Genomic DNA, 22902 nt, shown 5'->3' on the forward strand with positions numbered 1-22902 from the left:
TAAAGGTTATGCAAAGGAAAATGATGCAAATCAGTGGGCTTGTGGGAGCGTGTTAGACTGCATTCAGTCACAACGGAGGATTGCCATGCAGAACCGGGTGCTGTTGGTTGAAGACGACGAGGAGTTGCGGGAACTGCTGTCCCGCTATCTGACCAATCAGGGCTTCACCGTAAGAGAAGCCGCAAACGGTCAGGATGGATTGTCACTGGCGCTGGGGCAACACTGCGACCTGGTGGTGCTCGATATCATGTTGCCGGATATCAGCGGCCTGGAAGTGCTGCGTCAGTTAAGGGCAAAAACCCATCTTCCCGTTGTACTGCTGACGGCCCGTGGCGATGAGACGGATCGAATCGTGGGTTTTGAGGTTGGCGCGGATGATTACATACCCAAACCCTGCAACCCCCGGGAACTGATCGCTCGGCTACAGGCGCTGCTTCGCCGTGTTGCCTGGGATCAGGAAGTGGGAACGGATGAATCAAGGGCATACGGCGACTTGCGGGTCGAGCCGGTTCATCGTCGAATCTACCACAACAACGTGGCACTGGATCTGACCGCTACGGAATACGAAGTGTTGCAGGTACTGCTGGCCCACGCAGGCAGTGTGGTACGCAAGACGGATCTTATGCAGTGGGCTCTGGGCCGTCGGCTGGAAGCCTATGATCGTACCCTGGATATGCACATCAGCAACCTCCGGAAAAAATTGGGCAACGACGACCCGCCCCGAATCGAAACCGTACGCGGGCTGGGCTATAGCTATCGGGTGCCGGCATGACCCGGCGGCTCAGGTTTCCTCTGTTCTGGCGGATATTCCTGTCGATCTGGCTGGCTATGGCGGTCACAGTGCTGATGAGTAATGTGGCAACCCGTGCCCTGATGGAACGGGAGCGAATGGCCATCGAACGACAGGTCGGTCTGCGGGAGCTGGCGCTGGAGGCTCTGGTGGTCAGGGAGAACGAGGGCCGCGGAGCGGCCTGGCGCTTCCTTAAGGAGCAGGGGCGGAGCCTGGACCTTCACCTGTCGCTGATAGACGCAGATCGCAACGACGGAGACCTGCCTTCATCCATCCGCGAGCGGATGAAGTCGGGGGGGTGGCACCGGCAGAAACCGGCAGTTATTGAGGTCGGTGCGGACCATCGCCTGGTGGCCTGGCCCCGCCTGGATGGCGAGGGCTGGCTTGATCCCAAGTTGTTCCGTCTCCTGGAACTGGGGCTGGCGTTCGTTATCATCACGCTTGCCTGTTGGTGGATTGCGCGTCTGGTTTCCCGCCCCCTTAAACATATGGAATCCACCGCTCGTGCCATTGCTGGAGGGGACAATGCGCTTCGGGTCAGTGATCGCATCGCGAGTCGACGGGACGAGGTGGGTGCTTTGGCGACAGCCTTCAATGCCATGACCCAGCAACTGTGCAGTTTGCTCGATCGCCAGACACACCTGTTGCGTGATATATCTCACGACCTCCGAACCCCCCTGACACGGCAACGGATTGCTATTGAGCTGGCCAGTGACGGTAGTGTGGATGCGGATCTGCTGGCCTCGATCCTGCGGCAGAATGAACGTCTGGAAGCGATGACCTCCCAGATCCTGACGCTCTACCGGGTCTCGGAGCAAGGAGGCGATATCGAGCGGGAAGCCGTGCAGCCAGTCGTGGTGATCAATGACGTTCTGAGGGATGCGGCGGACTACGCCGAGCACCGGGGAGTGGATTGCCAGCTTATGGTGGATGAGGGCTGCCGCAACACGTCGTTGTTAGGGGATCGCGGGCTCATCCAGCGTGCGCTGGACAATGTCCTTCAGAATGCCCTGGATCATACGCCGCCGGGAAAGAATGTGCATGTCGCGCTGCGCTGTGATCAACGGCACTTGTTGGTGGAAATACGGGATGAAGGCCCAGGTGTGCCTGAAGACGTTCTGCCCCATCTCTTTGAGCCCTTCTACAGGGCTGACAAGTCCCGCGGGGGCAAGGGGTGGGGGCTTGGTCTGGCTATCGCGAGGGACATTGTTGCCATCCATGACGGCCGGATAGAAGCGCTCAATGGCGAGCCGGGCGGTTTGATGGTGGTGTTGAGATTTCCGCTCTTTACCTCTGGGTGAAGAGGATAGAAAGGCTTGCTGTTGGCCTCATGATGGCTGTGTGTCAGGAACTGGTTTTATGTCCAAGGATTACCCGATACCCGCTGGCTTTCTTGAGCGGGAGACAGAGATCAAAAAGAGTCGGTTTATTGCCCGGGTTGCGCCGGTGTCGTCCCGGGATGAGGTCAAGGCCTGGCTTGAACAGGCCCGGAACGACCACCCGGATGCCCGTCATATCTGCTGGGCTTATCAGATAGGCCGGCCCGGCGCGGCCGCTGAAGCCGCCATGAACGACGATGGCGAACCATCAGGAACGGCCGGTAAGCCCATTCTCAGTGTCATTCAGCACAAGGACCTGGGAGACGTGCTGGTGATGGTGATACGGTATTTTGGAGGTATCAAACTCGGGGCTGGCGGCCTCGTCAGGGCCTACGCAGGAGCAACCGAAGCTGTCCTTTCGGGGGTTGAAAGGGTGATTCAGCAACCCATGTCACAAGTAACGGTGACGATGACCTTCGCAGATGAGCAGCCACTCAGGCATTGGTGTGACCAAAACGGTGCCGAGATTGGCAACGTTGGGTACAGCGCCGGTGTAACGGCTGACGTGAGCCTGGTGGAAGAGCGGAATCAGGAATTTACGGCGTTTTGCGAGAGCCGGGGTATGGGTTACCGTTTTGACAGCTAAGGAACCATTTGCGAAACGCTTCGTGTCGACTGTGCGTATACTTTAATAAATGAAGTATGGAAAGAGGCAACCAAGATTATGAAAGCTATCGTTGTGTCCCTGTTTTTGATGGCCCTGACGGGCTGCGCCAGCAACGTAGTCACCGATTACGATTCCAACGCGGTCTTCGGTAACTACAGTTCCTGGGCCTTTGCACCGAAGGGCGAGGACCAGTCTTTCACCTCGCTTGATGGTGGTCGGATAGAGAGTGCGGTTGAACGAGAGCTGAACCGAAAGGCCATGCGTAAAGTGGGCGAAAGCGAGGCGGATCTGCTTGTCACCTGGCAGGTGGTTGAGGAGGAGCGTCTCGAGCGCAGCGGTGTTGGGCTCGGCTTCGGCTTCGGCAGTGGTAACTTTGGCTGGGGGCTGTCGTCGGCTCCACCAGTGCGTGAAATCCAGGAAGGCAAGCTGGTGGTGGAGTTGGTAGACACGGAGACTGATCGTGTCGTCTGGCGCGCAGCAAGCCGGCGCTATCTGAATGAGAACCAGGCAACCGAGTCGCGGCGGGAGCTGATCGACGAGATTGTCGCGGACATGTTCGAAAAATACCCTCCCGGGGCGTGAGTGTCTCAACAGGGCTCTTAAACAACATGAGGACGTTATGAAGAATCGTTCTGGGGGACTGGTGTTCTCCACGGAACAGGGGCGTATGTGCCCGGACTGTCGCCACCCCGTTGATGAATGTGTTTGCGGGGCACCGGCTCGCCCCTCCGGTGATGGCGTTGTGCGCGTCAGTCGGGAAACCAAGGGGCGCAAAGGAAAGGGCGTTACCTTGATTACCGGTATTCCGATGGACGACAAGGAACTGAAAGCGTTCGCGAAGGTGTTGAAAGCCCGATGCGGAACCGGCGGCACGGTGAAAGAAGGCACCGTGGAGATCCAGGGTGATCAGCGAGACCTGCTGGTGCCCCTTTTGAAGGAAAAAGGTTGGACGGTGAAACGGTCCGGTGGCTGACATTGTATACCCACATGTATACTATGTAGAGTTCTGAACTTGTTCAACCGGAGAAAATGGATGCACGTACTGGTGCTGGGTGCAGGTGTTGTTGGTGTTACAAGCGCATGGTTCCTGAGGCAGCAGGGATATGATGTGACGGTAGTGGACCGGCAAAATCAGGCAGGCACCGAAACCAGTTATGCCAACGGCGGCCAGATATCGGTATCCCACGCCGAGCCCTGGGCCAAACCTTCTGCCCCCTTGAAGCTACTTAAATGGCTGGTCCGGTCCGATGCACCGCTGCTTTTTCGTCCCCGCCTGGACCCGGTCCAGTGGCGCTGGGCGATGGCTTTCCTGAAGCAGTGCACTGCTTCCCGGGCGGCTTACAACCTTCGGCAGATCGTGAATCTGGGGATCTACAGCCGCGCTCATTTACAAGCGTTGCGCCAGGACATCGGCATTGAATACGACCACCTCGAGAGAGGCATCCTGCATTTCTACACCAATCCTGAGGAATTCGAATTGGCCCTGAGGCCGGCCCGCATGATGCGAGAACTGGGGTGTGATCGTCAGGTGATTGACACCAACAGGGCCGTCGAACTGGAACCCGCCCTGGCTCCAGTTAAAGACCGGATTGCCGGCGCCACGTACACCGCGGAAGATGAATCCGGTGATGCCCGTCGATTCACTCAGTCCCTGGCGAAAAAGGCTGAGGAAGCCGGTGTGGAGTTCCTCTACAACAGCGAGATCCTGGGGTTCGAGAACACCCAGGATCGTGTTCTCGGAGTCAATGTTATACGTGAAGGTCGCCACCAGATCCTTCGTGCCGACAACTACGTGCTGTGCCTGGGTAGCTTCAGCGCTATTCTTGCTCGAAAACTGGGCCTGACTCTGAACATTTACCCAGCGAAAGGCTACTCCATTACGGTGCCGGTGAAGAGTGAGGCCGCTGCCTTCAACGTCAGCCTTACCGACGATGAATACAAGCTGGTGTACTCAAGACTGGGCGACCGCATACGGGTCGCAGGCACCGCGGAACTGAGCGGCTACAACCGGGCACTGAACCTGACCCGCTGCCGAACGATCGTCCGGCGCACCGCAGAGTTGATGCCCGATGCGGGGCACTGGGAAAGGGCCGAGTTCTGGGCCGGATTGCGCCCGGCGACCCCCTCCAATGTGCCCTACATCGGAAAGAGCCACTTCGGCAACCTCTACCTGAACACCGGCCACGGCACGTTGGGGTGGACACATTCCTGTGGTTCCGCGGCCGCTTTGGCGGACATTGTGGCTGGTCGCACCCCCGATGTGGATTTTGCGTTTACCGGGCTTTAGTGTTCCTGCAACTGATCCCGAATCAGTTTCTTGTTGATCTTGCCAACGCTGGTTTTCGGTATGTCGTCGACGAAATCAATCTGGTTCGGAATGGCCCACTTATTGATCTCACCGGAATCCACGAACTGCTTCAGGTGGTTCTGGATATCGTCCAATGACGCTTCCTCTCCCGGCTTCAGGATAACCAGGGCGTGGGGCCGTTCGCCCCATTTCTCGTCGGGCACACCCACCACCGCTGCACCGGCGACGGCTGGATGCTGACTGATCAGGTTTTCCAGATCCAGGGAGGACAGCCATTCACCGCCGGTTTTGATGACATCTTTGATGCGGTCCTTGATCAGCAGCGTGTTGTCTGGCTCCAGACTTGCCACGTCACCCGTGTGCAGCCAGCCACCTTGCCAGAGCTCCTCGCCTTTCTCCGGCTCCTTGAAGTAACTCTGGGTCAGCCACGGTGCCCGGGCAACCACTTCGCCCTTGGCCTCGCCGTCGTGGGGGACCGGTTCGCCCTCCGGATTCACGATTTCCAGTTCCACCATGGGCACGGCAATACCGGTCTTGATGCGCTTGGAGGTCTGCTGCTCCAGGGGCAGTTCCAGATCCTCTGCTGTCAGGTGAGTGGTGCTGAGAAGCGGGCAGGTTTCCGACATGCCGTACCCCGTGTACATGGATACGCCCAGCTTCGCCCCGGCGTCACATAGGCCGCGCGTAAGGGCGCTGCCACCGATCAGTACGTGCCAGTTGCTGAGGTCGGCCGTCTTGATGGATTCGGTTGCCATCATCATCTGCATGACCGTCGGCACACAGTGGGAGAAGGTCACCTTGTGCTCCTTGAGGAGGTCTACCAGCAGTTCCGGTTCATAGCGTCCGGGGTAGACCTGTTTTATGCCCAACATGGTGGCCGCGTAGGGCACGCCCCAGGCGTGTACATGGAACATGGGGGTCACGGGCATGTAAACGGACGAGGACCTCAGTAGCGGCATCTCATCATACGCAGACAAAGAGCCGGTCATGGCCAGCGTATGGAGAACGAGCTGGCGGTGACTGAAGAAAACACCCTTTGGATTCCCGGTGGTGCCGGTGGTGTAGAAGGTGGTGGCAATGCTGTTTTCGTCGAAGTCCGGGAAGTCGAACGTTGTACCGGCCTTGGCAAGCAGTTGTTCGTATTCGCCGAGTGATGGCAGTGATGTGGTTTTCGCTTGTGCCTCGTCACTCAGTTGGATGTAGTGTTTGACTGTTTTAATCTCGTCCTTCACACCTTCCAGGATGGGCAGGAAGTCATCGTGGACCATCACCAGGTCGTCTTCTGCATGGTTCATGGTGTAGACGATCTGCTCGGGCGACAGGCGTACGTTCACCGTATGCAGCACGGCGCCAATCATCGGGATGGCAAAGAAGCATTCCAGGTACCGGGGCGTATCCCAGTCCATCACAGCAACGGTATCGCCCGGTTTGACACCCGCGTCGGTGAGGGCGTTGGCCAGTCGGTTGATACGTTCAACCAGGTCGGTATAGGTGTACTTGCTGCGGTTGGCGTAGACGATTTCCTGGTCGGGAGAGTACCGGGGGCCGGAAAGAAGCAGTTGTTTGATCAGCAGTGGGTATTGGTGAGCGTTGTCTGCCGGCTTCAGGATGCGGGTCGGTGCCATGGTTCGGTGCCTCTCTCAATTGTTTAATTTATAACGAGAAGAGGGGTAAATCTGACACAGTTTCTGGCTTACGGAAACCTTTAGGCGATAAAAAAGCGCAGATCCGGTGCAGCGGGATTTAAATGGCCCGCTGGTCCCGGTCTGCGCTCTCGATGGGGTGTTCGCGAGAGGTTATTCGCGAGAAACTATTCGTAAGTGCAGAGGTAGGCCGTGTCGATGTCAGTCCGGGCCTTGAAGCTGGCCTGTCCCGCCACTTCAAAAAACTCGCCGGAACCGTAGGTCATCCATTCTTCCATGCCAGGCAGGAGAACGGTCAATACGCCACTGATCACCGTCATGGTTTCTTTCTTGCTGGTACCAAACTCATACTCGCCCGGGCTGATCACCCCCACGGTAGCCGGAAGACTGGAGGTCTGGAAGGCGATGGATTTGGCCTTGCCGTCGAAATACTCGTTAACTTTCAGCATGGGATACGCTCCTCAAAATTGTGGGAGCCTACTATACGGGAATTTTGTGCAACTCCAATGACAAATTTGCCGTTACTGGTCCCAGGTATTTCCACGCGTGTTGTCGGTTGTGGATACGCCGATATGCATCGCCGCCTTTGCCAGTATGTTGGCGCTCACTGGAGCGGTCAGGAAAAGGAACACGGTGATGAGCACTTCGGCAATGCCTATACCTTCTCCTTTGCTGCTGAAGTAGATGACTGAGCCCAACACAATGGCGCCTACGCCCACGGTGGTGGCCTTCGTTGGGCCATGCAGGCGTGTGTAGAAGTCAGGTAGTCGAGCCAGGCCAATGGCGCCGACCAGGGTGAAAAAACCACCGACGATCAGTAACAGTGCAATGGCGTATTCGGCAATGGGACTCATAACGGGGAACCTCTGGTCACAGGATGCTTGCCTTGTAGGTTATTCAATCACGCTGCCGCGCTTCAGGTATTTGGCCATCGCCACGGTACCGACGAAGCCCATCACGGCGATCAGCAATGCGGCTTCAAGATACAGGCGTGTACCCAGCGTTATTCCGAGCAGGACAATCAGCGCGATAGCATTGATGTACAGGGTGTCCAGCGCCAGTACCCGATCCGGTGCATCTGGCCCTTTGATCAGTCGATAGACATTCAGTATCGCCGCCAGGACAACCATGGCAATGGTGACGTACAGCGCGATGGTAATCATTGAAACATCTCCTTCAGGCGTGCCTCGTAGCGGGTGCGGATCGCGTTGATCACCTCGTCGTCGCTCTCGGCGTCAAGAGCATGGATTAGCAGCAATGTTCTGTCGTCACTGACATCGGCGCTGACGGTTCCCGGTGTCAGGGAAATAGTGCTGGCCAGCATGGAAATGGCCAGGGGGTGCGTCAACTCCAGGGGATAGGAGACCAGTATCGGCCTGGGGTCGCGGCCGCTGAGTATCAGGCGGGCGACGGAAACGCTGGACACCAGGATATCGTAGAGGACAAGGACCAGATACGGCGGCAGCTTCCAGGGACGCGTGAAGAAGGGAGGGTCCGGCCAGAAGCCGCGGGTCAATTGTGGAATCATCCAGGCCAGGGCCAGCCCCATGACAACACTGGCGCCAGAAACGCCGTCACTCAGAAACTGCCAGACGGTAAACAGGATGAGGCTGAGGTATGGCTGTGGAAAGCTCAGGCGGTCAAGCATTACTTTTCCTCCCCAACCATGGGTTTGCTCAGGATTTCTGTGTAGGCACTGGTGTCATGGAGCTGTGCCGCCGTATCTTCGGCGTAGCGGCTGATTGGCCCTGCGAGGATGACCATCACGATACTCAGAGAAATCAACGCGCTTGCCGATACAGACAGGGATGGTGTCAGCTTTTGAGGTTCTTCAATATGACCTTCCACGTTGCGCCAGAACACGATACTGCCTGCGCGGCTGTAGGCGATCAGCGTGAAAAAGCTGCCAATCAGCAACACGCTCCAAAGCCAGGCAACATCCGACTCGGTCACTGCCGACTTGAGAATCAGCAACTTGGCAAAAAATCCACTGAGGGGCGGCAGGCCCACGGCAGCCACCGCCCCCATCAGGAATAGCACACTCAGGAATGTGCGGTTGGCGATCCGTGGCGCAGTGACAATTTTGTCCTGGGCGCTGCCACGTTGGCCATCAACGAGATCGGCCACCAGGAACAGGCCACCGGCCACCCAGGTGGTGTTGAGGAGGTAGAACAATGCAGCGGATGTGCCGGCCACCGTGCCAAACGAAATGGCGGCAAGCAGCGTCCCGACAGAGATAATCACCTGCCAGGCAATCAGTTTCCTCAGGCTCGCGGCACCCAGGGCCCCGATGACGCCCATGGTCAGAGTGATCAGCGCCAATGGGAAGAGCCAGTCCATACCCAGGCCCGACAGCTCACCTGCCTGGTTGCCAAAGATCAGGGTGAAGACGCGGATAATGGCGTAGATACCCACCTTGGTCATGACCGCAAACAAGGCTGCGACCGGCGCTGTGGCGTTGGAATAGGCACCGGGTAACCAGAAGCAGAGCGGCAGGATGGCGGCTTTCAGGCCAAAAACCACCAGCAACATCATGCCGCCGGCTTTCACCAGGGGAAGGTTCTCTTCGGCCACCTGCGGAATCTTGACCGCCAGATCTGCCATGTTGAGTGTTCCCGTTACGCTGTAAATCATGCCAACGGCGATCAGGAAGACGGCAGAGCCCGCGAGATTCAGAACCACATAATGCAGGCCAGGAACGGTTCGGCTGGTGCCTTCGCCATGCATCAGCAAGCCATAGGAGGCAATCAGCAGAACCTCGAACGCAACGAAGAGATTGAACAGATCACCCGTGAGGAAGGCGATGTTCAGGCCAAGTAGCTGAAAAAGGAATAGCCCGTGGAACTGACGGCTGCTCTCGTCGGTACCACCGATGGCATAAATGTGACAAAACAGCGCCAGCACCGCGGTCATGACGAGCATCAGAGCCGCGAGCCGGTCCAGCACCAAAACGATACCGAATGGTGGTTGCCAGTTACCAAAGGCATAGAGGCGATAACTACCGTCGTCGGCGAGAACAAGAAGGACGATCGCAGCAACGAGCATCAGCACTGTGGTGGCAATGGCGAGCGTCCGCCTCAAGGCGATGGGCGCGTATCCCATAAAAGCCTGCAATATGCCGCCGATCAGCGGAATCAGTATGGGAGCAGTCAGCCAGTGGTTCATGTGTTGGCGCCCTCCTGCTCCTGCTTTTGCACAGTGCTGTCCTGTTCTGGAACGCGGCCGTTGACATGGTCGTCGTTGTTGTCGGCAAGACTGCGCAACGACAGCACAACGACGAAGGCGGTCATGGCGAAACCGATCACAATGGCGGTCAGCACCAGTGCCTGGGGCAGGGGGTCGGAATAGGTTTCCGCGCTGCCGATGATGGGCTGGCCACCGGTCGCCAGCCGTCCTGACGAGAACAGGAACAGGTTAACGCCATAAGACAACATGGTCAGGCCCACCACAACGGGAAAGGTGCGGGCTCTGAGCATCAGGTAAACCCCGGAGGCAGTCAAAGCCCCGATGACCACCGCGAATGCAAGCTCCATTATGAGCCCTCCTTATAGTTGGTACTCTTGATGGCCGAATGGGGCGACAGGCGACCAACGCTGGTCAGTGCCAGCAGTGTGGCGCCGATGACGGTCAGATAGACGCCGAGATCGAAGATCAGCGCCGAGGCGACCTCGAACTTTCCAACCACAGGCCAGTAAACGTAGTCGAACGTGGATGTGAGGAACGGATAGCCGAATGCGAAACTGCCAGCCCCGGCGATCAGTGCAAACAGCAGCCCCAGGCCGATGACGTTGTGGTAGCGGATTGAAATACGGCCCTGGGTCCAGGACATCCCGCTGGCAATGTATTGCAGGATCAACGCCACCGCAGTGATCAATCCGGCGATGAAGCCGCCACCCGGCATGTTGTGGCCGCGCAGGAATATATAGGCGGAGATCATCAGGGCCAATGGCAGCATCGGCCTGGCAATCTGCTGCAGCATCATCGGGTACGCATCCCGCGTCCAGGGATGGCCCTGGCCGTCACCCGGAGGCGGGGTCAGGTCGACATTGCGCAGCATTGCGTAAATGCCCAGTGCCGCAATGCCCAGAACCGTGATCTCACCGAGGGTATCGAAGCCACGGAAGTCCACAAGAATGACGTTGACCACGTTGGTGCCACCGCCGCCGGGTTTGCTGTTCTCGAGGAAAAACTCCGAAATGGACGTAAACGGCTGTGTCAGCATGGCCAGAGTAATGAGTGTCATACCGATACCAGCCGCGCCAGCGATCAGAATATCCCTGATGCGGCGGCCTTTCGGCGTCTCGATTGGCGTCCAGGACGGCATGTAGTACAGCGCCAGCATCAGCAGGACAATCGTTACCACTTCAACCGACAACTGCGTCATCGCCAGATCCGGAGCTGAGAAGCGGGCAAAGCCGAGGGCAACAAGAAGCCCGACGACGCTGAGCAAAACCAGCGCAAAGAACCGGTCACGATGCACTGCCGCCGTACCCAGGGCCGCAACCACCAGGATGGCAACACCGATAAGCGTGGGCCAGTCCACCGGGCTGAGCCCATTGCTGCCAATGGCAATCCCCAGGTCCCAGAGCGGGAGCACGGCAACCGCAATCACACTGACGATCAGCAACATGGCGTAGCGCTGCAGTGAGCCGTTCTCGATGTAGGCAGTAACGGTATGGGCAGTGTCCGAAATTCGGCTAACGATGGCCTCGAAGACCGCTTTTTCATCAATTTCCTTGAAACGGGCGTGGAAATCGAAAAACCGCTGGCGCTGGGTATACATCAACAGGCCACCGAAGAAGGCCACAAAACTCATCAACAACGGCAGGTTAAAGCCGTGAACAACCGTCAGGTGATACTCGGGAACGTCGCCACCCAGAGTGGCAGACGCTGCAGCATAGAGCAGTGGGCCGACGGAGAACGCCGGGAACATGCCAACCATCAGGCAGGCGAAGACCAGGATCTCGACCGGTATCTTCATGTACCTTGGCGGCTCATGGGGCGGAAAGATAGGCAGGTTGACGGGCCGACCGTTGAAAAACACGTCGTGGATGAACCGCGCCGAGTAGGCAACTGCAAATATGCCGGCCAGCGTTGCAATAAGCGGAGGCAGATAGGCCCACAGGCCGGGAAGATTCAGTTCCAGGGCTTCGGCGAAGAACATCTCCTTGCTCAGGAAACCATTGAGCAGCGGCACACCCGCCATCGACGCTGCCGCCACCATGGCCAGCGTGGCGGTATGAGGCATGTAGCGCCAGAGGCCATTGATCCTGCGCATGTCCCGGGTGCCGGTCTCATGGTCAATAATGCCGGCGGCCATAAACAGGGACGCCTTGAATATTGCGTGGTTGATCACGTGAAAGACCGCGGCGACGGCAGCCAGCTGGGTCCCCATACCGAACAGCAGGGTGATCAGGCCAAGATGACTGACCGTTGAATGAGCGAGGAGGCCTTTCAGATCATGCTTGAACATAGCGACATAGGCGCCAATCAGCAGCGTGGCCATGCCGGTAAAGCTCACCATGTAGAACCACTGTTCGGTGCCGGCGAGGGCCGGGTAAAGCCGGGCCATCAGGAAAATGCCGGCTTTCACCATGGTGGCTGAATGCAGATAGGCCGAAACAGGTGTCGGCGCCTGCATGGCGTGGGGTAGCCAGAAGTGGAACGGGAACTGTGCGGACTTGGTGAACGCGCCCAGCAGTACCAGCGTCAGTGCCACCGGGTACATGCTGTGGTTCTTGATCAGATCCCCGGCGGCGAGAACGTCCTCCAGCTCATAGCTGCCCACGATGTTACCAATCAGCAGAATGCCTGCCAGCAGTGCCAGGCCGCCACCGCCGGTAACGGCCAGCGCCATCCTTGCCCCGCGGCGGGCGTCTTTCTTGTGAGTCCAGAAGCTGATTAACAGGAACGATGTCAGGCTGGTCAACTCCCAGAAAACCATCATCAGCAACAGGTTGCTCGACAACACGATACCAAGCATGGAGCCTTTGAAGCACAGCAGAAGCGCGTAGAACTTACCGACGTTCTCGTGGGGCTTCAGGTAGTAGCGGGCGTACAGGATGATCAATAGCCCGATAATCAGGATCAGCAGGGTAAAAAGCAGCGATAGGCCGTCCAGGCGAAAGCTGAAAGACAGCCCGATGGCTGGCAGCCACTCGGTGGTGTGCTGCACGATGCCGCCGTCGGCCAGGATTGCCCAATGGGGGTATAGTGCCGCCAATCCAATGATGGCAGGGACACAGGAAATGACAGCAATTGCCGTGCGTCCGCCCTGGGCGAACAGCGGAGCCGCCAGGGCTCCCAGAAACGGCAGTAAAACGACCAGCGGTAGCGACATCGCAACCTCTTGTTGGCTTTCTTCTTTATGGATGGAGAAGCAAATGTTGCCTGAGTTTAGCCCCCGGTGTCCGTGCTTGCACGGGCAACCATATGAATGGTGGCCAGGATATCAGCAGTGATGGGGTGGATCCGGGAAGTAGGGCAAGCTGCCGCGATGCTTCTTTGCATCAGCAGCGACCGGTGAAAAGCCGGGATGTGTATTAGCCAGGGACCTTGCGGTCGTCATGGTTGCTCCGATAATCAGTTACCCTGGCTGATGATACGTGGCCGTCTACGCAGGTCAAGTACGCTGACCATTTATCCGCGTTCAGAAATCACGGCGGTCCTGGTAGGGTTTGTCGGGAGAGCCGGAATTCCGGGCAACGGCAATGCGCTGGTTAGCCCGCCCGAGTACCTTCTTCTGCAGCTTTGTTTCCCAGTCCAGTGCGGTTCTGTCGGTGGCGTTCCAGCTGCGGTTGAACAACAGCTTGCTGGCGGCGACGGCGTCTGGCGAGCGCTCGGCCAGCTCGCGGGCGAAGTTCATTGCTTCTGCCATGGGATCGTCGCTAACGCGGCTGACCAGGCCCATGGCTTTTGCTTCCGTGCCGTCGAATCGTCGCGCGGTCATGGTCAGTTCCTTGGCCAGATCAATGGGCACCAGTTCCCGCAGGGTCACCGTCAGGCTCATGTCTGGGATCAGCCCCCACTTGCTCTCCATGATGGAGAATTCGCAGTCGCTGGTGGAAAACCGAAAGTCGGCACCCAGCGCAATCTGGAAACCACCACCGAAACAGTAGCCATGGGTAACCGCAATTACCGGTGCCGGCACATCCCGCCATAAATAACCGACATTCTGGGCAAGGTTGCTGATCCTGCGGCCAGGTTTGACCAGCAGCTTGAGGAAATTCACCGGATTCTTCGACACGGTCTTCACATCCAGCCCGGAGCAGAAAGCGTCTCCGGCACCGTTCAGTATGATGGCGCGCACACTGCGGTCTTTCTTCAGGGTTTTGGCCGCCCTGGTGATCGCCTCGAACATGGGCATGTCCAGACCGTTGTATTTATCCGGCCGGTTCAGGGTCACGATGGCGATACCGTCCTCAATCGTGATCAGTACCCGTTCAGAATCGCGTGTGCTCATAGTGTGGGTTCCATGTCATACGTTAGTCGTAGGCCGCTATGCTACCATGTTGCCTCCTGATGAAAACGTCCGCATGAGACGAGACGACCAGACGACCAATCAAAGAGAAACAACATGACCGCTGCCTACCCGAACCTGCTGAAACCCCTCGACCTGGGTTTCACCGAGTTGAAAAACCGCGTGCTTATGGGCTCCATGCATACTGGCCTGGAAGACCGGTTCTGGAACATCCACAAGCTTGCCCGTTATTTTGCCGAGCGTGCGGAAGGCGGAGTGGGGTTGATGGTTACCGGGGGCTTTTCACCCAACTTTGTCGGCCAGCTTTCGCCCCTGGCGTCCACCATGAACCATCGTGGCACCGCCATGCTTCACCGTCATGTCACCAGTGAAGTTCATGACGCTGGCGGCAAGATCTGCCTGCAACTGCTTCATGCCGGTCGCTATGGCTACCAGCCGTTCAGCGTATCCGCCTCGGCCACCAAGGCGCCGATTACGCCGTTCAAAGCTCGCGCGCTCTCCACCAAGGGGGTCGATAAGCAGATTGATGACTTCGTCAGCGCCGCGAAACTGGCGAAACTGGCCCGTTATGACGGCGTTGAGGTTATGGGGTCGGAAGGGTATTTCATTAACCAGTTCCTGTGTGAGAGAACCAATAAGCGTACTGACAAATGGGGCGGACCGTTCGAGAACCGCATGCAGTTGCCGGTGGAGATCGTTCGCCGCATGCGGGAAGCGGTCGGCCCCGAGTTCATTATCATTTACCGCCTGTCGATGCTGGACCTTGTAGAAGGCGGGCAGACCTGGGACCAGGTGGTGCAATTGGGCAAGGCCATCGAAAAAGCCGGTGCCACCATTATCAATACCGGTATCGGCTGGCACGAAGCCCGAGTGCCAACGATCGTGACGTCGGTGCCACGGGGCGGTTTTGCGGATGTGACCGCCAAGTTTTACGGCGAAGTGGACATTCCCGTGTGCACCACCAACCGCATCAACACCCCGGAGAAAGGCGAGGAAATCCTCGCGGCGGGCAAGGCCGATATGGTGTCCATGGCGCGACCGTTGCTGGCGGATTCGGAATTTGTGCGCAAGGCCGAGCAGAACCGTAGCGACGAAATCAACACCTGTATTGCCTGCAACCAGGCCTGTCTGGATCACGTATTCCAGCTCAAACGGGCGTCCTGCCTGGTGAACCCGCGCGCCTGTCACGAAACCGAACTGGTCCTGACGGTGGCTCCGGTCAGCCGCCGCGTGGCGGTGGTCGGAGCCGGTCCTGCCGGTTTGGCCGCCGCGACCACTGCCGCCAAGCGGGGTCACAAAGTGACGCTGTTTGAAGCGGATGACAAAATTGGCGGCCAGTTCAACTACGCCAAGCGCATCCCCGGGAAGGAAGAGTTCTATGAAACGCTGCGTTACTACCAGCGCCAGATCGAAATCCTGGGTATTGAACTGAAGCTCAATACCCGCGTGGATGCCGATGTATTGGGAGAGCAGGGCTTTGACGACGTGATCATCGCCACGGGCGTGAAACCGCGTACGCCAAGAATTGATGGCATCGACCACCCGAAGGTGCTCGGTTACCTCGATGTTCTGCGCCACAACAAGCCCGTAGGCCAGTCGGTAGCGGTGATAGGTGCCGGTGGTATCGGCTTCGATGTCAGCGAGTTCCTCACTCACGAATTCGGTCATCACCCCGAGGGAGAGCAGGTCAGCATGGCAGACTGGCAGGCTGAGTGGGGCGTTGATCCGCAATTCGACGGGCCGGGCGGCCTAGCTAAGCGCAAGCCGACATCGTCACCCCGCAAGATCTACCTGATGCAGCGGAAAACCAGCAAAGTCGGCGGTGGTCTGGGCAAGACCTCTGGCTGGGTACATCGCAACAGCCTCAAGCACCGTGACGTTGAGATGCTGAGAGGGTGTAGTTACGAGAAAATTGATGATGACGGTCTGCATATCACGCTGTCCGACAAGGACGGTAAGGTCACCGAGAGCAAGGTTCTGGCGGTAGACAACGTCATCATATGCGCAGGTCAGGAGCCTTTCCGGGCGTTGTTTGATGATTTGGTCAATCGGGGTATTCAGACCCACCTGATAGGTGGTGCGGACGTGGCCGAAGAGCTGGACGCCAAGCGTGCTATTCGGCAGGGGACGGAAGTGGCTGCCCGGATCTGACCGGGTGGACAATTTTGGTCATAAAGTGATCATCTTGATCATTTGTGACCCGTTTGGGCGTCAGTCATCGTTACGGTGACTGACCCGGGTTACCGAATGGCTTTCAGAGCCTCGCTGATGGCGTCTGCCTCGGCGGACAAAACCCGATAGCGAAGGCTATCGGCCTGCTGGCTGGCCTGAAGTAGCTGTTTCTGCTTCATGTCGTAAAGGCGACTGAGCAGTGCGCATTGCTGGTTTTTTTGCGGTGCGTTCATGGTATTACCCTCCACAGGGAGTAGCCTGTGTCAGTTATTTTTACGTTTTGCCTCGGCTTTTGGCCTTGTATTGAAAACTAAGCATAACCCGGGCCAAAAGCGCTCAGGCTCGGGTTACCTTCCGAATCTCGCCCGATAAATGCCGGGCGCCAGGCCGGTATGCTTCCTGAACAGACGGCTGAACGAACTGACATCTTCATAACCGACCAGCCGCGTGACCTCTTCAACCGCCACCCGCGAATTCTCCAGATGCTGCCGGGCCGCCTCTATTCTCAGAATCTGCAGGTAACTGGTGGGGGTGTCCCCGGTTGCCGCTTTGAACCGACGAATCAGCGAACGCTCCGTTAGATCGGCGAATGCGGCAAGGGCTTGCAGCGTCACCGGCCGGGTGTAGTTCACATCCAGCCAGTCCTGCAGTTTCAGAATCGCGGCATCGGAATGATAGCGCCGGGCCTGTAGCGCTCCATAAGGCGCCTGGCTGGTCCGCCCCGCATCAATAACAAACGCCTTCGCCAGTTCACGCGCCACCTTCGCCCCGGCGTAGCGTTCCACCAGATACACCCCCAGATCCCACCACGCCATACCACCGCCGGCACAGGCAATGTGCCCATCCACTGTAATCAGCTTTTCCGGCTTTAGGTCTACCCCGGGAAAGCGTTTTCTGAACTGGTTGCTGAACCCCCAGTGCGTCGTTGCCTGCCGCCCGTCCAGCAACCCGGCCTCCGCCAGCAGAAACGCCCCCGTGCAGTTACTGGCCAAGCGGACCTGTCCGGTTGGCGCCTCCCGAAAGCCGCCGAGCCAGTCAACCAACCCGGGATTGGCCTTCAGAACCTGCGCAATCGGCGCGCCAATCGTGGGAACAATGACCAGGTCTGCCTGCGAATTACCGGTGGGAATGTCCCGCCAGTCCCCATCGGCCATCAACGTTATCCCATTGATACACCGACAGGGCCGACCACCCTCGGTCAGCAATTGAGTGGTGAACTGCTGCTCCGGAGGCGTATCGTTGATGCGTGCCCAGGTTACCCCCGCCAGTCGAAACAGGTCGATAACCCCCGTAATCGCACTGGCAAGCGCCCCATCAAACCCAATAACAGAAACCGTTCGCATGCCACCTCCAAATCAGGGCGCCAGCCGGGAAGACCCTCCCGGGACTGTCGGCAGCAAGGATGCTGCCGTCAAGCGTACACGGACGTATTCACAGCGTGTCCCGGGAGGGTCTTCCCGGTTGGTGCCCGTCTGCCGAGCACCACAAGCCGCGCATTCACAAAAGGAGACCTAGAATAAAAATGGCAATTTTAACCATGATTATGTCATTAACGCCGGTTTCAACAAAAACAACCGTATGAGAGGCTATACGCCATAAACAGGAGACCCGAAATGACCGACACCCTGATTGACCGCCGCGACCTGGCGTTCCAACTCTACGAAGTACTCGACACCGAAAGCCTCAGCGAACGCGAGCGCTTTAGCGAACACAGCCGCGACACCTTCGACGCCGTCATCGAAACCGCCGACAAAATCGCCCGTGACAAATTCGCTACCCACAACAGCGCCGCCGACAAAGACGAGCCAAAATTCGTCGACGGCCAGGTGGAAATGCTGCCTCAGGTCAAAGAAGCCTTTGACGCCTACGCCGATGCCGGCTTCATTGCCGGGCGCTACGACTACGAACTGGGTGGCATGCAGCTCCCCGAATCCGTCATGGCAGCGTGTAACGGCTTCTTTACCGCCGCTAACCCGGGCACTGCGGGTTACCCGTTCCTCACCACCGCTGCCGCCAACCTGATCCGCGTGTTCGGCAACGACCAGCAGAAAAGCACCTTCCTGCCACACATGCTCAGCGGCCGCTTCACCGGCACAATGGCTCTGACCGAGCCCCACGCCGGCTCGTCACTGGCTGATATCCGCACCTCGGCCACGCCGACTGACGACGGTCATTACCTGATCAAAGGCGCCAAGATCTACATCTCCGGCGGCGAACAGTCCCTCACCGAAAACATCGTTCACATGGTGCTGGCGAAGGTCAAAGGCGCCCCGGCAGGCGTAAAAGGCATCTCCCTGTTTATCGTGCCGAAATTCATCGTGGATGAAGAAGGCAACGCGACTGAACGTAACGGCGTGAACCTGGCCGGCCTGATTCACAAGCTGGGCTACCGCGGGACCACGTCAACGGCGCTCAGTTTTGGTGACGACGCACCCTGCCATGGCTATCTGGTGGGCGAGCCCCACCAGGGCCTGAAGTACATGTTCCAGATGATGAACGAAGCCCGTGTGGGCGTCGGCTTCGGCGCCGCCGTGATTGGTTATCGTGGCTACATGCACAGTCTGGAATACGCCAAGGACCGCCTGCAGGGCCGCAAGCCGTCAGAAAAGAACCCGGAGGCACCCCAGGTTCCCATCATTGAGCATGCCGATGTGCGACGCATGCTGCTGGCCCAGAAAGCCTACAGTGAAGGTGGCCTGGCGCTGTGCCTATACGGCGCACGCCTGATGGACGACCAGCACACCCATCCGGACGAGCAGAAGCGGATGGAAGCCGGCAAGTTGCTGGATCTGCTAACGCCAGTCATCAAGGCCTGGCCATCCGAGTTCGGCCCGAAGGCCAACGACCTGGCTATCCAGGTCTATGGCGGTGCCGGTTACACCCGGGAATACCCGGTGGAGCAGTGCTGGCGGGATAATCGCCTGAACCCGATTCACGAAGGCACCAACGGCATCCAGGCACTGGACCTGCTGGGGCGCAAGATCTGGCAGGATCAGAGCCACGGCCTGCAGTTGCTGATGCAGGAAATGCAGGTGGACCTGGAAGCCGCCACCACCGATCGGTGCCAGCAATGGGCGCTGTCCCTCAGTGAAACCCTGCAGCAAGCAGTGAAAGTGACCCAGAGTCTGGGTAAATCCCTGATGTCGGAGGATCCCGACCGGGTGTTGGCCAACGCGTCCTGCTACCTGCACCTGTTCGGACATATCATCGTATCCTGGATGTGGCTGCGTCAGGCCAACGCCGCCGCCAAGGCCCTCGGTTCTGCCAACAGCGACGAAGAAAGGAACTTCTACCAGGGCAAGCTTCAGGCCGCCCAGTACTTCTTCCATTGGGAGTTGCCCACTGTGGCACAGGATCTGGTGCTGCTCCGCAACCAGGACGACACCTGCATGAACATGAAGTCGGAGTGGTTCTGAAACTGGCGGACTGACACAATCTAAACCAGACTGTAGGCTGGCCCCGGAACGCAGGTTTCAGCGTACCGGGGCGCTTTCCTATCCTGCTGCATCCACAGGGAAGAAGCTGCCATGACGTCGGGACACGCCTCCAATGCCTATCGCCCGGTACGCTGTGAAATTCACAGTTTGCTCCGGGAGTATCTGACCTCTTCAAAACTGGCCGAGATTGTCTATCGCGACGATGCCGGTCAGATCTGTACGACCCACGATGTCATCCGCGATCTCTTCAGTCGCGCTGGCCAGGAGTTTGTTTTTCTTGGGCGGGGGCACATGGTTCGCCTTGATCACGTGCTGACACTGGACGGTAAGGTCGTAGCCGGAGCCAATTAATGGCTACAGGTTATTGCTTTCGCTAACTTATTGTCGCTGCTAACAAAAACGTAATTCCCAAGTAATTGTGCCCGCTCCGTCACGGCCGTAGACTTGTCGCTGTTGTTTTCACACGCCAAAGAAAGGACACAGTTATGAACAAGCTGACACTGAGCGCACTGGCACTGCTGATGACGCTGGGCCTTGCGGCCTGCAGCCAGGATGACAACGAAGGCGTCGATCTCGAGGAAGCCGGCGACAACGTTGAGGAAATGGCGGATGACGCTGGCGATGCGGTCGAAGAGACCTACGAAGATGCCACCGGCCAGAATGACAGCGCCTGGGACGAAACCAAGGACGCTGCTGGAGATGCCGCCGAAGAAACTGGCGAAGCAATGGAAGAGACCGGTGAGGAAATGGGCGAAGCCGCTGAGGAAGCCGGCGACTCCATGCAATAAGATTGCGTCTGTGGCCTGCCCTTTATGGGCAGGCTTTTTTGGTTGTAAGAAATTGTTAAAGAAACTGTCTTTTTACTGTCTGAAATCTGTCACCTAACCCACCGACACTGTTCTCTCGAAAACCAATAACCCACCCGAGAGAGAGCAGGACCATGGCAAAGCATGACCTGGATCCCAACTACCTGGATCCCAATTACGAGCCCGTCGTCAACCATTCAAGCAACACGCCCTTTCATCAGGTCCTCGCGGCCCGTATGCAGCGCCGTACCGTTATGAAAGGTTCCGTTGGCGCCGCGTTGGCCAGCGTTATGGGGTTGGGCCTGGCTGGCTGTGGCAGTGATGACGACGATGACAACGGTTCCTCCACAGGGGGAAGTTCCGCCAATACGGATCTTGGTTTCAAGGCGGTTGCCGTATCCAGCGACAATGAAGTCGTTGTTCCCGAGGGATACTCATCCGTGGCTTTTCTTCCCTGGGGCACCCCGATCACCGGATCCTATCCCGAGTATAAAGCCGATGGCACCAATACCGGTGCCGATCAGGAACAGCAGGTTGGAATGCACCACGATGGTCTCCATTTCTTCCCGATTGACCAGAAGGCCGGTGGCAACAGCTCAACGGAAGGCCTGTTGGTGATGAACCATGAGTACATCGAGCAGGACTTCATTCATGCCAATGGCCCGACCAATGCTGCTGATAACGGTGGCGTGCGACCCGCCGATGAGGTTCGCAAGGAAATTGCCGCTCACGGTGTGTCTGTCGTTCACATCAAGCGTGACACCAACGGTACCTGGGACGTCGTCTTCGGCAGCCCATTCAATCGTCGCATTACCGGCAACACCGAGATGGACATTCGTGGCCCGGTACGTGGTTACAGCAAGCTGGTCACAACCTACAGTCCCGACGCGACCGAAACTCGCGGTACCCTGAACAACTGTGCGATGGGCCCAACGCCCTGGGGCACCTACCTGGCCGCGGAAGAGAATTGGCACGGTTACTTTGCCAATAGCGATGCGACCCAGCCTCGCGAGCAGACCAGACATGGTGTTGGCAGCTCCAGCCGATACGACTGGGAGTTGGCAGACAGTGCGGCCGACCAATATGTGCGATTCAATGTGAGCACGACCGGAGCGGCGGCTACAGATGATTATCGCAACGAAGCCAACACCTACGGCTTCATGGTTGAAATTGATCCGTTTACGCCGGAAAGCAAACCCCAGAAACGCACTGCGTTGGGACGCTTTGGTCACGAGGGCGTCATCTTTGCGCCGGCGAAGGAAGGTGAGCCGGTGGTGTGTTACTCCGGTGACGATTCCCGTTTCGAGTACATCTACAAGTTTGTGTCGTCTCAGCCCTACTACGCCGCGACGGCCGGTGGCTACCTGTTGGATGAGGGTACCCTGTACGTTGCCCGCTTCAACGAGGATGGCTCTGGTGACTGGCTGGCGCTGGATCTGGACGACGCGGATTTCGCCAGCAAGGTTGCTGCGGCTGAAGGCGGCATGGTCGGCGATATCCAGTTCGACGGTTTTGAGAACCAGGCTGATGTTCTGCTGAATACCCGCCTCGCAGCCGATATTGCCGGCGCTACGACGATGGACCGCCCGGAGTGGGGTGCCGTTGATCCCAACTCTGGCGAGGTCTATTTCACCCTGACAAACAACTCGAACCGGGGCCAGCCAGGGTTCGACGACGTCAACGCCGCCAACCCGAACTCTCCCAATGCCACCGGCCACATCATTCGCTGGACTGAAGAAGGTAGCGATCACACGGCTACCAGCTTTGACTGGGACATCTTTGTCTTCGCCGGCGAGCAGGGTACGGAAACTGTTGTCGATGGTGAGGCCGTCGTCTCCCTGAACGATGATAATATTTTCAACAGCCCGGATGGCCTCTGGTTTGACTACAATGGCCGGCTGTGGATCCAGACCGATGGTTCTGATGCTGACCCGTACTTCAACAACATGATGCTGGCCGCCAATCCGGAGACACGCGAAATCAAGCGCTTCTTCGTCGGGCCCCAAGGTTGTGAAGTAACTGGCGTTGTCAGCACACCGGACGTTAAGACCATGTTCGTGAACATCCAGCACCCGGATGGTAACTGGCCGAACGCGGCCGAGTCCCGTCCCCGCGACGCCACTGTTATCGTAACCAAGGACGATGGCGGTGTGATCGGCGCCTGATCGCCTGATAGAGGCGCCACGGGCGCACACCGACAAGAGCCAGCCGTAACGCCGGATTCTTCCAACAGGACGTCTCCGGCGTTACGGCTTTTTTGTTTCAGTTTTTCATCGATCT

22 protein-coding genes are annotated in these 22902 nt (G+C 58.0%); 11 read left to right on the plus strand and 11 right to left on the minus strand.

The window, feature by feature from the left end; translation table 11 throughout:
- Positions 1-85 precede the first annotated feature (85 nt).
- The 6 genes from SIC19_RS15435 (at position 86) to SIC19_RS15460 (ending at position 5063) form a co-directional block, all read left to right on the plus strand.
- Positions 86-772, plus strand: coding sequence for a response regulator transcription factor (locus SIC19_RS15435; RefSeq protein WP_036209506.1), 687 nt, complete (start codon positions 86-88; stop codon positions 770-772).
- A complete protein-coding gene (locus SIC19_RS15440) occupies positions 769-2091 on the plus strand; it encodes a sensor histidine kinase (protein WP_151982702.1) in 1323 nt (440 codons plus the stop codon). Before SIC19_RS15435 ends, SIC19_RS15440 begins: the two co-directional genes overlap by 4 nt.
- Before the next feature lie 58 nt (positions 2092-2149).
- Entirely contained in the window at positions 2150-2755 is a 606-nt protein-coding gene (locus SIC19_RS15445; RefSeq protein ID WP_075197046.1) for a YigZ family protein, read from the plus strand.
- 78 nt (positions 2756-2833) lie between these two features.
- On the plus strand, positions 2834-3358 hold the full coding sequence (locus tag SIC19_RS15450) for a DUF4136 domain-containing protein (protein WP_075197047.1): 525 nt from the start codon (positions 2834-2836) through the stop codon (positions 3356-3358).
- 37 nt (positions 3359-3395) lie between these two features.
- On the plus strand, positions 3396-3749 hold the full coding sequence (locus tag SIC19_RS15455) for a translation initiation factor Sui1 (protein WP_036209515.1): 354 nt from the start codon (positions 3396-3398) through the stop codon (positions 3747-3749).
- Positions 3750-3809: 60 nt separating this feature from the next.
- The gene (locus SIC19_RS15460) at positions 3810-5063 is read left to right on the plus strand and encodes a D-amino acid dehydrogenase (protein WP_075197048.1); all 1254 of its coding nucleotides are present in this window, start codon (positions 3810-3812) and stop codon (positions 5061-5063) included.
- Here SIC19_RS15460 and SIC19_RS15465 read toward each other — a convergent pair.
- The 9 genes from SIC19_RS15465 to SIC19_RS15505 form a co-directional block, all read right to left on the minus strand.
- The gene (locus tag SIC19_RS15465) at positions 5060-6709 is read right to left on the minus strand and encodes a fatty acid--CoA ligase (protein ID WP_127401740.1); all 1650 of its coding nucleotides are present in this window, start codon (positions 6707-6709) and stop codon (positions 5060-5062) included. The two genes, SIC19_RS15460 and SIC19_RS15465, sit on opposite strands and share 4 nt — an antisense overlap.
- Positions 6710-6894: 185 nt before the next feature.
- Positions 6895-7176: a pyrimidine/purine nucleoside phosphorylase gene (locus SIC19_RS15470; RefSeq protein WP_007154483.1), complete on the minus strand. Its 282-nt coding sequence runs from the start codon at positions 7174-7176 to the stop codon at positions 6895-6897.
- A 72-nt stretch (positions 7177-7248) separates the two neighbouring features.
- Positions 7249-7581: a Na+/H+ antiporter subunit G gene (locus SIC19_RS15475; RefSeq protein ID WP_075197050.1), complete on the minus strand. Its 333-nt coding sequence runs from the start codon at positions 7579-7581 to the stop codon at positions 7249-7251.
- 39 nt (positions 7582-7620) lie between these two features.
- Positions 7621-7890: a K+/H+ antiporter subunit F gene (locus SIC19_RS15480; protein WP_085679689.1), complete on the minus strand. Its 270-nt coding sequence runs from the start codon at positions 7888-7890 to the stop codon at positions 7621-7623.
- The gene (locus SIC19_RS15485) at positions 7887-8375 is read right to left on the minus strand and encodes a Na+/H+ antiporter subunit E (protein WP_127401739.1); all 489 of its coding nucleotides are present in this window, start codon (positions 8373-8375) and stop codon (positions 7887-7889) included. Before SIC19_RS15485 ends, SIC19_RS15480 begins: the two co-directional genes overlap by 4 nt.
- Positions 8375-9892: a monovalent cation/H+ antiporter subunit D gene (locus SIC19_RS15490; RefSeq protein ID WP_075197053.1), complete on the minus strand. Its 1518-nt coding sequence runs from the start codon at positions 9890-9892 to the stop codon at positions 8375-8377. Before SIC19_RS15490 ends, SIC19_RS15485 begins: the two co-directional genes overlap by 1 nt.
- Complete coding sequence (locus SIC19_RS15495) at positions 9889-10260, minus strand: Na+/H+ antiporter subunit C (RefSeq protein WP_075197054.1); 372 nt, start codon at positions 10258-10260, stop codon at positions 9889-9891. Before SIC19_RS15495 ends, SIC19_RS15490 begins: the two co-directional genes overlap by 4 nt.
- Positions 10260-13067: a monovalent cation/H+ antiporter subunit A gene (locus tag SIC19_RS15500; RefSeq protein WP_085679695.1), complete on the minus strand. Its 2808-nt coding sequence runs from the start codon at positions 13065-13067 to the stop codon at positions 10260-10262. Before SIC19_RS15500 ends, SIC19_RS15495 begins: the two co-directional genes overlap by 1 nt.
- A 309-nt stretch (positions 13068-13376) precedes the next feature.
- Complete coding sequence (locus tag SIC19_RS15505) at positions 13377-14189, minus strand: crotonase/enoyl-CoA hydratase family protein (RefSeq protein WP_075197056.1); 813 nt, start codon at positions 14187-14189, stop codon at positions 13377-13379.
- A 114-nt stretch (positions 14190-14303) separates the two neighbouring features.
- On the opposite strand from SIC19_RS15505, the gene SIC19_RS15510 reads away from it, so the two are divergent.
- Positions 14304-16358, plus strand: coding sequence for an NADPH-dependent 2,4-dienoyl-CoA reductase (locus tag SIC19_RS15510; RefSeq protein WP_127401738.1), 2055 nt, complete (start codon positions 14304-14306; stop codon positions 16356-16358).
- Positions 16359-16447: 89 nt separating this feature from the next.
- Here the strand turns inward: SIC19_RS15510 and SIC19_RS15515 are convergent, their stop codons facing one another.
- Both SIC19_RS15515 and SIC19_RS15520 read right to left on the minus strand, forming a co-directional pair.
- A complete protein-coding gene (locus SIC19_RS15515) occupies positions 16448-16612 on the minus strand; it encodes a hypothetical protein (protein WP_007154474.1) in 165 nt (54 codons plus the stop codon).
- A gap of 114 nt (positions 16613-16726) precedes the next feature.
- Positions 16727-17722, minus strand: a complete 996-nt coding sequence (locus SIC19_RS15520) for a GlxA family transcriptional regulator (RefSeq protein ID WP_075197057.1) — start codon at positions 17720-17722, stop codon at positions 16727-16729.
- Positions 17723-17992: 270 nt separating this feature from the next.
- Between SIC19_RS15520 and SIC19_RS15525 the strand changes: the two genes are divergently transcribed.
- From SIC19_RS15525 to SIC19_RS15540, 4 genes are all read left to right on the plus strand, one after another.
- Positions 17993-19795, plus strand: coding sequence for an acyl-CoA dehydrogenase (locus SIC19_RS15525; RefSeq protein WP_036209548.1), 1803 nt, complete (start codon positions 17993-17995; stop codon positions 19793-19795).
- Between the two features lie 111 nt (positions 19796-19906).
- Positions 19907-20167, plus strand: coding sequence for a hypothetical protein (locus tag SIC19_RS15530; RefSeq protein ID WP_041332374.1), 261 nt, complete (start codon positions 19907-19909; stop codon positions 20165-20167).
- A 134-nt stretch (positions 20168-20301) separates the two neighbouring features.
- Positions 20302-20604, plus strand: a complete 303-nt coding sequence (locus SIC19_RS15535; protein WP_007154470.1) for a hypothetical protein — start codon at positions 20302-20304, stop codon at positions 20602-20604.
- Between the two features lie 152 nt (positions 20605-20756).
- A complete protein-coding gene (locus SIC19_RS15540; RefSeq protein ID WP_075197058.1) occupies positions 20757-22787 on the plus strand; it encodes a PhoX family protein in 2031 nt (676 codons plus the stop codon).
- The last annotated feature ends 115 nt before the right edge of the window (positions 22788-22902 follow it).

This window comes from Marinobacter sp. MIT930201 (assembly GCF_047122665.1).
In the GTDB taxonomy this organism is placed as follows: Bacteria; Pseudomonadota; Gammaproteobacteria; order Pseudomonadales; family Oleiphilaceae; genus Marinobacter; species Marinobacter salarius.